The following is an 11,676-nucleotide window of genomic DNA, read 5'->3' as shown; positions in this document are numbered from 1 at the left end:
CCGGGTGCATGGAGGGGCCAGCCACGGGAATTTGATTGGCCGCGGTGCGCGGAGCAGGCTCTCCACACATCGAAGGAATAGCTTCCAGCGAGAGGCCCCGCGGATGACGGAGTCTTCTCGCTGGAAGTGTCTATGCCTACTTCTTACAGAAAGCAATCTGATCGTAAAGCGCGTCAGGCACATTATCCCCGTCGGTCAAGAGCACCGTGATCGTAAGCGTGACCAGGTACGCGCAAGGAGCCAGGCCGGAGACCGACCACGCATTAGGATCAGGGGGCGCAGGAGGATTAGCCGCACCGAACCAGTCACCCGGCTCGGGTATCGGAGTCAACGTGAAGGGGTATGGCCCACCGGGACCGGTCATCGAAATGCTGACCGAGCCGAGATTAGGATGAGCTGCCGTGAACTTCACGGTGAGCGTGTCCTGGATATCTCCACAGGGATGGGCGATCAGTTCGTCGATGTCGAGCATGCGCACCGCGAGCTGCCCCGGGCTTTGCAAGCCTCCGTCCCAACTCGGGTGGAGGGTGATGCTGTTGTAGAGGGTGTTGTCAATTGCGATGTGCTCGCAGGTACCACCGTCGGTTTCTGAGGCAGCATTACCCACTTGCCGAATGCGCATGCGGATGCCGAAATAGACATCCTGTACCAGAGGGTGAGTGGCTTGACTGCCCGCCTTCACTCCGGTTTCATCAGCGGGAGTGAAGGGCGCGAGGGACCGCGAGATCAGCTCGATCATGTTGCCGTTGGAGAAAAACGCCCCAGCCGGAGACATGTAATTATTCTCCTGCGGCACCTGGATCCAGCCATCCGCGGCGATGGTGGCTACCTTTTCGTTTGGGCCGGCCGTGCCATTCACCGTGTACTTTTTCGTTTCGATGAAGGGAAAGACGGGCTTGAAGCGTTCCCAATGCCCAATTTCGGTACGGGCGATCTGGGCGGGCAGTACGGGTGACCAGGGGCCGGTGGGATTGCCATCGTTGTCCGTGGGACGGGTTTCGAAGCGATACTCCAACTGCTGGCCACCCAGCGTTTGCGAGAGAATGCCATTCAGGCGCAGGTTGGAGTAGAAGGCGCGACCGTCATTAGTCAGCCCGTCTACGCCTAGGCCGTGCGGACTGTGAATGTCGGTGAGATAGTCGTAACGCCCGATGGAGGTGAACCAGGGATACAACTGCTGCGGCGGGCATGCGAGGTTACAGAAGCGGCGGCAGCGCAATCCGCAGACCCAGTGGCATAGCTGAATGCAGAAATGCGGCAGCTTGAACTCCTTCAGAATGGCATCATAGGCTTTGGTGTCTCCCGAGCCGACGGCCACGCTCAAACGCTCGAACTGGGTGAGGTTCTGGAGGAGCGGCTGCAGCGCTTTGGCAAATGCTAATGCTTCCTCTATGTGGTTCGTGCTCTCCCGGACCGGATACTGCCGGCAAAGGTTCAGGCAGACCAGCGTGCAACGCCAACTGCAGAACCACTCGCAAATGAAACGGCACCGGGAAAGCAGGTCGGCAGCCTGAATAGCCGAGCCAAGCTTGGCGGAGTCCCCGGCATCAGAGGCGGCCACCGCCTGGTCAAAGGCCTGTTTGTGTTCGAGTAATTGCCGGAGGGCGAGCCCGGCAGCCTTGAGTTCGCCGGCAAGATCGGGCTTCTCAATTCTTTCGGGGCTGCAGACCCATCGGCATAGCAGGCGGTAACGGATCACGCAGAGCCAGTGACAGAAGAAGTGGCAAAGGAGACCGAGTTTGTGCTCGGCGACGATGCGCTGGAAGGCGTTGTGATCGCGCTTTTCCAGCACTTGTACGAGCTGCTTTACCAGCGATTCGTTGGCGGTGATGCGCACGATGGCATCAGCGAGGTCGTGCGGGTTGGGTTTCTCGATGACCTTGGGTGGTCCGCAGAGTTCGAGGCAGAGGAAGATGCACTCCTTGCTGCGAAACCACTCACAAATCAGGCGACAGTACGGACGCAGGCGTAGCCGCTCCAGAATGGCATGGAACTTCTCCGAGTCACCGGCGCGGAACGCCTCATAGGCAGCGGTGAATGCCTCCTTGTCTTTGGCGAGCTGGCCGATGGTGCCGGCTTCCTCCATGAGGTCGCGGAAAACATCAAGCTCAAGACTTCGATCTGGCATGGATCCTCCTTGCTGAGTTGGTTGAGTTTTTCCTGGGCCAGAGATCAATCAAGCGGGCGGAATTTTGGGAAAAACGAACCCCGCCCCCCAAGTCCTTGCGGTCAAGGTCCGGAAAATAGTTTTCTGAGAACTTGCCGACCCCTGAAACACGCCTCCACCGCGAGTACGTCGTCGGTCAAGTCGCCGCGAACGGAAGTCGCGGCCTGCAGGAAACAACCAGATCGTAGTTCCGGAAACGCGAAACAAAGAAATTTTGCAAGGTTGTTCTAGAATCGGAACAGACCATTCCCGAAATGTGCCCCAGCACCCCGTCCACCTTGACAGCTACACGATGGCATGGTGCTGCCAGTGATTTGTGCTTATCGGGGGGTCTTCCTCTCCAAGGATGGCGGAAAGCAATGACGCGTTGCGGACGGTGTGTCAGGACATGACTCCCGAGGCGGGTGGCGCGTCCTTTAATCCCCAGCAAAACGTGGGTGCCCCACCCTTCGCGGTTTCCGAAGGGTGGGCAAGAAAGAATGAGACTCCTAGAAGATCGTGAAGCTTACTTGCCCGTCCCGGCGGCCGCGACCGGTTGCGGAAAGGCGTAGTCTCCCACCATCTTCAACGCCGCGGTGCCGCGGACTTCATCATCGAACAAGGGGACGACGGCGCGCACGTTGTCGAAGTCGCGCCAAATCTCGGCCATGTAGTTGTCCTGCATGGCGACGCGGTTGCGCACAAACTCGGGCGAGTCGGTGCGCACCTGCGCTTTGTCGATGAGCATGTTGACGATGACGCCGCCGACGGGAATGCCGAAATCGTGAAACCAGTTGATGAAGCGCTTGATGACCGCGATGGGCAGCGCTTCCGGCAGGGTGACGAAGAAAAACGCGGTCAGGGCCGGATCGGTAAGCAGATCGCGGGCGTGCGCGATGCGCTCGCGGAAGCTGAGCAGGTAGTCCATCAGCGGGTCGGCCTCTTTCTTCTTGGTGAAGGAGAACAGGTCACGGAGGGACTGCGCCTCCTCGCGCGACTTCACCATCTTGTTTACCCACAGCGAATAGACCTTGCTCATGCCGAGCAGGCGGCGGGCGTTGGCGGTGGGCGCGGTGTCGAAGACGTAGGCGTCGTACTCGTTCTTGAACATCAGGTCCACCATGTTCTCGAACATGGCCGACTCTTCGAAGGCCGGGTTCATGGTGGCGCTCTCGACGAACATATCCGCCTGGGTGGAGATTTCGGCGAACTTCAGGAACCAGCGGATCTTGGTTTTGATGTCCTGCTTGGAGCGCTCGATGGTCTCCTTGGTGTCAATCTCGTAGGCCCAGAGATTGGGAACGTTCTTGACCGCCGTAGGCTTGCCGTAAACGTCCTGGTCGAGCAAACCGCTGAGCGAGTGCACCGGATTGGTGGAGGCGAGCATGACGCGCTTGCCCTGCCCGGCCAGGTGCAGAGCGGTAACGCCGGCCATGACGGTCTTGCCCACGCCGCCCTTGCCGCCGAAGAAGCTGAACTTCATCTGCGGGTGCTCGGTCATGAAATCGGTGAGTGAAGTCTTGATCTCCGGCATGGCTCAGTGCCTCCCGTTTCCGTTGCCGTACATCAGCCCGGCGAGTTTTTCGATCATCTTCAGCCCGGTGATATCGCGTTCCAACTCGGGCACGCGGCTGATCACCTGCTTGCCGAAGGTCTTATCGATCTCTTCCAGGTAGCGCCCCTGCATCTTGAGGCGATTCTTGAGGTAGGCGGGAATGTCCTGGCCCGCCAGTTCCGGCGGCAGCACGCGGTTGACGACATAGCCGGCGATGGGCACGTCGAACTTGGAAAACAACTGCGCCGCCTTCACGGTATCGAGGATGATCATCTCCTCGGGCACGACGACGAAGAAGAACGCGGTCTTCTTCCGGTCGGTGAGGATGCCGGAGGACTGGTTGATGCGGTTCTTGATGTACAGCAACTCGGTGAGGACGAGATCTTCCTCGGTGGTCTTCTGCCGCTTGATGCGCGCCACCATCTCTTCGTGCTGGCGCATTTCCTCGCGCAGCTTGGTGATGCGGTTGATCCACTCGTCATAGACCTTGGCCATGGAGAGGTAATAGAGGGCGTGGCCGAGGGGCACCAGGTCATAGATGTAGTAGTCGTAGTCGCCGCCGACTACGATGTCGACCACGGCGTCGAAGATGGCCGATTCCTCCATGGCGGGCTCGGCCGAAGCCGCCTGGATGTAGTGCTCGATCTCTTCCGGCACCTTGTCCAGGCCGTACATGTCGAGGATTTTCTTGCGAATCTCGTTCTGGTAGTTCTTGATGTGGCTGTCGGCGTCAATTTCCTGGGCGTAGAGGTTGTCCATGATCTTGACCGCGCCCTTGCCGAAAATATCCTTCTGGAAGATGTCGCTGAGCGAGGCTTGCGGGTCCACGGAAAAGACCAGCACCTTGTGGCCCTGCTGCGCCAGCCAGAAAGCGGTGGCGGCGGAGAAGGTGGTCTTGCCCAGGCCGCCTTTGCCGCCAAACATGATGTAGCGCCGTTCCTTGTTCGCTTCGAAGGTTTCTTTGAATGACATAGGAGTCCTTATGAGTGCGAAATCAATGCTCAAAACGTTTTCGGTTATCGGTTGTCGGTGGTCGGTAGGCAAAACCAAGACGAGCACTTATTACCGAAAACCGTAAACCGAGGACCGAGAACTTCCTAGAACATGGCGTCGGAAACGTCCTTCTCCCGCAGCATGCGGCGCTTCCAGGTGGCGATGTTCGGGACCACGTAGGGGAGCAGGCGCAGCGAGTAGTAGGGCGGGAGGATGGGAACGCCGATCAGGTCGCCCATGGTGATGAGGATGAACAGGTGCTCCATGCTGGCGCGCGTGCGCATGGCGTAGCGCGACATGTCATGAGTGCTCATGCCATAGGCGATCTCTTTTAACTTGCTCAGTAAACCCTGTTTTTCTTCTTCTGACATGCGGTTCTCCTCGGTTGGCGAATTGCAGAATTTACGGATTGACGGATTCCTGGGGGCGGTGGAAGGTCAGGCTGCCCGACCAATTCGTCAATTCTTCAATACGTAAATTCGTCAATCCTCAAACTCCGTGCAAGTGAAACTCTTCCTTGTCGGACAAATCACGTTCGCGCATGACACGGCGCTTCCAGGTCTCGACCTGGGGAACGACGTAGGGCAGCAGGCGCAGCGAGTACAGCGGCGGCAGCACGGGCACGCCGAGCATGTCTCCAAAGGTGAGCAGCATGAACACCGACTCGATCTCGCCGCGCATCTCCAGCGCCTGGCGCTCGAACTCATAGGCGTAAAAGCCATGGATGAATTCGCGGACCTTGCGCCATGCCTCACCCGACACTGCCGTTGCCCCCATGTTCATACGTCATAGCCGCGCGAGCGCCGCGCATGCCACAATAGCCCTGCGGTGGCGTCGGGCATGTCGCTCAACCTGGTTTTGTTCATCGCCGTCGTTGTCCTGGTGGTCGGCTGGTTCGCAGCCGGCACGCACAGCAACGTCCGCAAGGGCGAGGACGCGCTGCGCTGGCTGCAACGAGGCCTGCCGCTGATCGGCGAGAAGACCACGCTGCGCTGGCTGGGCTCGTCCGTCGTCGAGCTCAAAATCGGTCAAGCGAAGCCGCCGTTTCGCGAGGCCGAGGTGCTGGTGGTACTCGAGCCGCGCGACGTGGCGCTGCTGTGGTGGATCGCCCGGCTGCGCGGCCGGCGCGACCTGTTTATTTTCCGCGGGACGCTGAACAAGCACCCGCGGCTGGAAATCGTGGCCCACGACCCAAACGCCTGGACGCTGGCCGTGGCCGAAAAGCACGAAGGCTGGGTCCCGGCCACCGCGCCGGCGCCGCTGGTGGCCTCCGCGCCACAGCAACAGCGTCCGGCTCTTGACGTGCTTGCTGCCGCCACACTCGAAGGCTGCCCGCTGGTGCGGTTCACCTTGCGCGCCACCGAACCTCAACTGGAAGCGCAGTGGCGTCTCGATCAAGTGCGCAAGCACGAGCCGCGCGAAGTATTCGAAGCCATGCGCGCGGTCATGCAAAAGCTGTGAACCCAGATTCCTCGCGGGCTCCCTCGCTGTCGCTCGGGTCGCCCGTTCGGAATGACAACAAGTAGCAAGTCCTTATTCGCTCGGCTCCCTCCCCTTCGCTGCGCTCAGGGTCGGGACAAGTTCCGCCGTGCGCTTCCACCTCTAGCCGTGCGCTTCCACAACTAATCGTGCGCTGCCGCCGTCAGCGGGCGTTCACGGTCGCGGGCGGGAGTGGGCGTGACGCCCTTCAGGTCCAGCTTGCGCCACGCCTTGAATGCGTCGTACGCGATGAAGAGCGCGGCGATGAACAGCAACCCGGCCACAATCAACATCGCAATCGCGCCGAAGGTATTGATCGGCTGCGCCGCGATTTTGGGATTGGACAGGATGCTGGCGTAGAGGTTGTAGCCGGTCACCAGGATCGCGGCCATGGTGGTGACGTACATGAAGATCATCGGCCAGAAGGCGTACCGCGGACTGCGGCCGATGGACTTCAACCACAGGCTGACGATCAGCAGGCTGAGAGCGGCCATCAACTGGTTGGAGGCGCCGAACAACTGCCACAGGTAGATCCAGGTGCCGCTGAGGACCAGCGCCAGCGCCAGGGCCATGGAGACGATGGCGGAGATGTGCGGGTTCTTGAAGCCAACCCAGGCATCGCCGAGCCACTCGCCCAAGGTCACACGCATGACGCGGAAGACGAGCTGCACCATGGTCAGCACGATCACCACGAACACGCCGAAGCCCAGAGCCGTGCCGTAAGCCGGGGAAATGGCGCCGAAGGTGACGATGCCGAGCAGCTTGCCGACGCCCGCCGCGAACGCTCCCGCACCCGCGCCGCCGGCGATGGAAACCGCCACCAGCGAGAGCAGGGCGAGCGCATTCTCGGAGAACATGCCGCCGCCGCCGACCGGCAGCGCGTCGGTTTCATATTCGAGCTGGCGCGCCGTGCCGATGGAGCCGACCAACGCGTGCCAGCCGGAGATGGCGCCGCAGGCGATGGTCACGAACAGCATCGGCCAGATCGGCTGGATGGCAGGAACGGCCTGCAGGAGGCCGCCGGCCGCGTCCTTGGCCTGCGACATCGGCATCCAGGTGGTGAACACCTTGGTCTGGAAGGTGACGGCCTTGATCATCTCGGGATTGCCAAGCAGCGCACGCACGCCGCCGACAATGGCGCCCAGCGCCGAAAGCCCGATGGTGATGAACGTCACCCAGAAGCCGATGTAGTTGGTCGGCTGGGCGAAGCGCCAGATGGGCAATACGGTCCCCAGGTAGGAGAAGACGAACACCATCAGGCACCAGAAAATGAACGACGGCATCATCTTGATGGCGCCGGTCTGGTCCACGTACTTGGGCACCACCTTGCCGTCGGGCGTGATGATGGTGGTCGCCAGGCGCGGGTCGGCCTTGGTCGGATCGACCACAGTGTAGAGGGGCTCGCGGCCGCTGATGCGGTTGATGAGGTTGCCCAGTCTCACTACCTGCGAATTGATCGGGCCGCCGAAAACGATGGCGGCCGCCGGCTTGCCATCAGGCCCCGTGCCCTTGGCGCTGCTGATGCCCTTGGCGCCCAGCGCCATGCCGCCGAGCGTCAGCGCCACGGCGATGAAGGTCACCAGGATCAGGTCCATTTTCCACTTATAGAGCATCTGCCCCATCAGCAGGCCCATGATGGCGAGCATGAAGATGCCAAAGGGAACGTCGGCGCGGGGATCGAAAATGCCCGCCATGATGCCGACGAATGCTCCCGCGAGCAGCAACAGGTAAAAGAAGATAAATACGAACAGGATGATGCGGGCGCGGGGAGCAATCAGCCGGTGGGCGATGGCGGACAGCGAATTGCCGTCGTTGCGGACGGCGACCACGATCGCCGAGTAGTCGCTGGCCCAACCCAGGAACGAAACCCCGAGGGTCAGCCACAGCAGCGCCGGCATCCAGCCCCAAAGTGTGGCGGCGGCGATGGGACCGACGATGGGTCCGGCGGCGGCGATGGATTTGAAGTGATAGCCGTAGAGCACATTACGGCTGGTGGGCATGAAATCGACCCCGTCCATGTACATGCGCGCCGGCGTGGCTTTCTTGTCATCGGGACGGATGACATCGGCATCAATGCGCCGGGCGTAACGGGTGTAGGCGAGCCAGATCATCACCGCCCCGAGAACCGCGACCACGGGGGCGGTCATGGGCTTGTGGGTGACCGCAAATCCGCCTGCCACCAGAACGGGAATGAGGACCAAGGCGAGGATAGTGAGCCGGATCTTCATCGAATCCTCCGAATCACGGACAAAACTGGGGGGCGAGACGAGCGCTTCCGGTTCCCAAATTGGGAAGCATGTGGCGCAGGCCGCGTCAATACAGCGTGACGCTATGTCAAACAGTCCGGGAAAACGGTGATAGAACGCACAGGGTGCTGTGATGAGGGAAGTCGTCAGTCGCCAGTCTTCAGGCGGCAGGACCGGGCGACCGGAGACCGGCGTCTGCAGCCTACTCGAAGCGGAGGGCTTCGATGGGGTCGAGCTTGGAGGCTTTGCGCGCGGGATAAAAGCCGAAGAAGACGCCGACGGCAACGGCGAACAGCGCCGCGATAACGATGGCTTGCGGCGGAATTTCCATGGGCCATTGCAGGGCGCGTCCGACGAGGTAGGAAGCGGCCACCCCGAAAGCGACGCCCAACAATCCGCCGAACAGGCTGAGCATGACGGCTTCGCCCAGGAACTGCTTGGCGACGTCGCCATCGGTGGCGCCGATGGACATGCGGACGCCGATCTCGCGGGTGCGTTCGGTGACGGAGACCAGCATCACGTTCATGATGCCGATGCCTCCGACCAGCAGGGACACGGAAGCAATCGAGATGAGAAGGAGGGAGAAGGTGCGGCGAGCTTCCAGTTGCGCGTTGATGAATTCGTCGGGACGGCGGATGTTGAAGTCATCGTCCTGGCCGCGCCGGATGTGGTGGCGGTCGCGCAGCAGCTCGGCAATCTGCTGGATGGCAGGATTGATGGCATCCGCAGAAACGGCGGAGCACACGATATCGTCGAGCCAGGAGGTGCCCTTCAGCTTTTTCTGCGCGGTCGTGTAGGGCATGACGACGGTGTCGTCCTGGTCGTTCCCGAAGCCGGTTTGTCCACGGGCAACCAGCACGCCCATGACCTGGCAGGGAAGCGTACCAACGCGGATCACCTTGCCGATGGGGTCTTCGATGTCGAAGAGCTGTTGCCGCACGGTCTCGCCGATGACGCAGACGTCGCTGGCGCGCTCCACGTCGGCGTGGGTGAAGGGCGCGCCCAGCGACATCGGCCAGCGCTTGATCTGGAAATATTCCGGGGCGACGCCGCGGTAGCCGGTGAACCAGTTTTTATTGGCGTACACGATTTGGGTGTGGGAATCGACGTTGGCGGAGGCCAGCTTGATGAGCGGCACCTGCTTGAGGATGGCCTCGACGTCGCTCTGCAGCAGCGTCTTGGTGCCATGACTGCCGGTGCGGATGCCGCTGGGCGCGCGCGAACCGGCTTCGATCCACACAAAGTTGTCGCCGAGATTGTTGAGCTGCTCCTCTACCTGGGCGGAGCCGGCCTGGCCGATGGCGACGACGCAGATGACGGCGCCGATGCCGATGGTGATGCCCAGCACGGTGAGCGTGCTCCGCAATTTGTTGCGGAACAGAGCGCGCAAGGCTTCGCGAATGATGGCGCGGGGAGACATGGACGAGATCATTTTACGCCAGGGGACAGTGAGCAGAGGACGTTGGTCCGTCGAGGTTGACCGTTATCAATACCCGCTTAACTAGTGATAAGGATTTCACAACAATTACGAGCACCAATGCATTTGTCCGGGTAGCCGACTACACCGCCCGGTAGTCGGGGATTTCACGCCAGTTGAAGAGCAAACGACTCAAACGATTGAATATTGGTGCGAATATCCGACATCTTGTCTGCGGCGCTTTAGCCGAAGCTCCGGTATCGCTTCCAGAATTCGGGCCATGGCAGACGCGGGGAACCACACACAAAGATGTCGGGGTGATCGTCGGCCTCTTCGTTATGCACGCCATAGCGATTGCTATTATGGCCGGCGAGTTGACACGAGGTGAGCATCTTATCGATGTACTCGCGCGAGTGCCCGACAACGATCAGCGTGGGCGGCGGCGAGGAGGGATATCCCCGAAACCATGCGGAATTCGTACCACTGATGGGCGGAGGCAGGTGATAGGCGGGACCGAGTATCTCGATTGCGCCCTGCTCGCCGTAGTTGCCGACCAACACCCCAACGTTCTGCCGCTGCTCCGCAGGCAAGGAGTCCCGAATATCAGCGACCGTCTTGACCAATTCGTTCCACCCGATTTCTTCGCGCAGGTCTCCGTTGTTATTGAGAGCACGATCCCGGAGCGGACCGCTTGACGCGAGGGGGAGAATCACAGTGGAAACGTAAACGCCCCACGCGATCAGCGCGATGAGGTACGCGATCTGGATGATCCCGCGCCAGAGGCGTCGCAGGTGTTTCAGCCAGTCTTCGATTGTGACACCGCCCATGGCCATCAGCATTGGATACGCCGCTCCCGTGTAATAACCGCGTCCTCTCGTCAGCCAGAAGATCACAAGGGGAGTTACATACATCCACGCCAGCGTTCGGTAGCGCTGGTTCAGCAAGAAACCGATCAGGCCGGCGATCCACAGTGGTGCCGCATAACGATTGGCGTTGGATAAGAACTGAGCTTGCCAGAACCCCTCTGCTCTCCCCTCGCCGACATCGCGCGCGTGGATATACCGGAGGAAATGCAAGGAGATGAAATCGTGTCGCAGTTGCCAGAGCAAATTAGGCAGAAAGATCAGCACCGCCAGACCAACTCCCGCCCAAAGCCACCTGCTTGCTAGATAGCGTCGTGCGCCCGTCAGGAGCAATCCAATCAGAATTCCCGCCACGAAAAACGCGATCGTGTACTTGGTCATCAGGCCAATGCCAACCACCGCGCCAATCGCCAAACACCATCGCGGGTTCTCGGTCTTCAGCAGGCGGATCACGAAATAAGCAGTCAACACCCACCACAGGTAATCGAAGGTCGTGTATTGAAATTCTGTTCCCTCGAACAGAGGCAGCGGCGAGACAGCAACGGCAAGAGCCGCGCCGGCCTGCGCCCAGCGCCCGCCGCCAAGTTCGCTTGCCATAAGCCCAGTGACGACGATTGCTGCACTCTGCGCGAGGACTGAGAACAGCCTTAATTCGACCAGCGAAACTCCGAACATTCCCAGGCCTATTCGCTCCAGAAAAGGCGTGAACGGCGGATATGGCACAAATCCCCAGTCCAGATGCATGGCATCGCTTAAGGTCTGAAGCTCGTCACGATGAAAGCCATAGCGGCCGTTCGTGAGCAGATGAACGGCTGCGACGGTTACGGCGATGACCGCCACGGCTTTGGCCCTAGGTGAAGAATCCGTACGGGTGTCGCCTGGAGCATCCGCAGTATGTTGCCAGAGGTTCCGCCCAACATTTGCTGATGCCATCTGCCCTCGCTTGCAAGATCACGAATTAGACGGCCCGGAACTCG

The 11,676-nt window shown here is 60.6% G+C and carries 9 protein-coding genes; 1 reads left to right on the top strand and 8 read right to left on the bottom strand.

Going from position 1 to position 11,676, the window contains the following annotated elements; genetic code table 11:
* Positions 1-136: 136 nt before the first annotated feature.
* From LAN70_05295 to LAN70_05275, 5 genes are all read right to left on the bottom strand, one after another.
* Positions 137-2,128 carry a hypothetical protein gene (locus LAN70_05295; protein ID MBZ5510570.1) on the bottom strand — a complete coding sequence of 664 codons (1,992 nt, stop codon included), beginning with the start codon at positions 2,126-2,128 and terminating at the stop codon, positions 137-139.
* 544 nt (positions 2,129-2,672) lie between these two features.
* Complete coding sequence (locus LAN70_05290) at positions 2,673-3,680, bottom strand: ArsA family ATPase (GenBank protein MBZ5510569.1); 1,008 nt, start codon at positions 3,678-3,680, stop codon at positions 2,673-2,675.
* 3 nt (positions 3,681-3,683) lie between these two features.
* Entirely contained in the window at positions 3,684-4,673 is a 990-nt protein-coding gene (locus LAN70_05285; GenBank protein ID MBZ5510568.1) for an arsenical pump-driving ATPase GET3, read from the bottom strand.
* Between the two features lie 125 nt (positions 4,674-4,798).
* A complete protein-coding gene (locus LAN70_05280; protein ID MBZ5510567.1) occupies positions 4,799-5,065 on the bottom strand; it encodes a hypothetical protein in 267 nt (88 codons plus the stop codon).
* A 118-nt stretch (positions 5,066-5,183) separates the two neighbouring features.
* Complete coding sequence (locus LAN70_05275) at positions 5,184-5,471, bottom strand: hypothetical protein (protein MBZ5510566.1); 288 nt, start codon at positions 5,469-5,471, stop codon at positions 5,184-5,186.
* Between the two features lie 63 nt (positions 5,472-5,534).
* On the opposite strand from LAN70_05275, the gene LAN70_05270 reads away from it, so the two are divergent.
* Positions 5,535-6,155 (top strand): hypothetical protein, encoded by a 621-nt coding sequence (locus LAN70_05270; GenBank protein MBZ5510565.1) that lies wholly within the window; start codon positions 5,535-5,537, stop codon positions 6,153-6,155.
* A gap of 161 nt (positions 6,156-6,316) precedes the next feature.
* On the opposite strand, the gene LAN70_05265 is transcribed toward LAN70_05270, so the two are convergent.
* From LAN70_05265 to LAN70_05255, 3 genes are all read right to left on the bottom strand, one after another.
* Positions 6,317-8,401, bottom strand: coding sequence for a carbon starvation protein A (locus LAN70_05265; GenBank protein ID MBZ5510564.1), 2,085 nt, complete (start codon positions 8,399-8,401; stop codon positions 6,317-6,319).
* Positions 8,402-8,621: 220 nt separating this feature from the next.
* Entirely contained in the window at positions 8,622-9,839 is a 1,218-nt protein-coding gene (locus LAN70_05260) for an ABC transporter permease (GenBank protein MBZ5510563.1), read from the bottom strand.
* Between the two features lie 239 nt (positions 9,840-10,078).
* Positions 10,079-11,632, bottom strand: a complete 1,554-nt coding sequence (locus tag LAN70_05255) for a glycosyltransferase family 39 protein (GenBank protein MBZ5510562.1) — start codon at positions 11,630-11,632, stop codon at positions 10,079-10,081.
* Between the last annotated feature and the right edge of the window lie 44 nt (positions 11,633-11,676).

This window comes from Terriglobia bacterium, assembly GCA_020072845.1.
Taxonomy (GTDB): Bacteria; Acidobacteriota; Terriglobia; order Terriglobales; family Acidobacteriaceae; genus JAIQGF01.
Note: the sequence above shows the minus strand (reverse complement) of the source record. Positions and strands in the feature narration are given on the sequence as shown.

Bases quoted from the DNA above. Each gene is read 5' to 3' on its own strand.
- LAN70_05295 (MBZ5510570.1), bottom strand. From the start codon at position 2,128: ATGCCAGATCGAAGTCTTGAGCTTGATGTTTTCCGCGACCTCATGGAG.
- LAN70_05290 (MBZ5510569.1), bottom strand. From the start codon at position 3,680: ATGCCGGAGATCAAGACTTCACTCACCGATTTCATGACCGAGCACCCG.
- LAN70_05285 (MBZ5510568.1), bottom strand. From the start codon at position 4,673: ATGTCATTCAAAGAAACCTTCGAAGCGAACAAGGAACGGCGCTACATC.
- LAN70_05280 (MBZ5510567.1), bottom strand. From the start codon at position 5,065: ATGTCAGAAGAAGAAAAACAGGGTTTACTGAGCAAGTTAAAAGAGATC.
- LAN70_05275 (MBZ5510566.1), bottom strand. From the start codon at position 5,471: ATGGGGGCAACGGCAGTGTCGGGTGAGGCATGGCGCAAGGTCCGCGAA.
- LAN70_05270 (MBZ5510565.1), top strand. From the start codon at position 5,535: ATGTCGCTCAACCTGGTTTTGTTCATCGCCGTCGTTGTCCTGGTGGTC.
- LAN70_05265 (MBZ5510564.1), bottom strand. From the start codon at position 8,401: ATGAAGATCCGGCTCACTATCCTCGCCTTGGTCCTCATTCCCGTTCTG.
- LAN70_05260 (MBZ5510563.1), bottom strand. From the start codon at position 9,839: ATGTCTCCCCGCGCCATCATTCGCGAAGCCTTGCGCGCTCTGTTCCGC.
- LAN70_05255 (MBZ5510562.1), bottom strand. From the start codon at position 11,632: ATGGCATCAGCAAATGTTGGGCGGAACCTCTGGCAACATACTGCGGAT.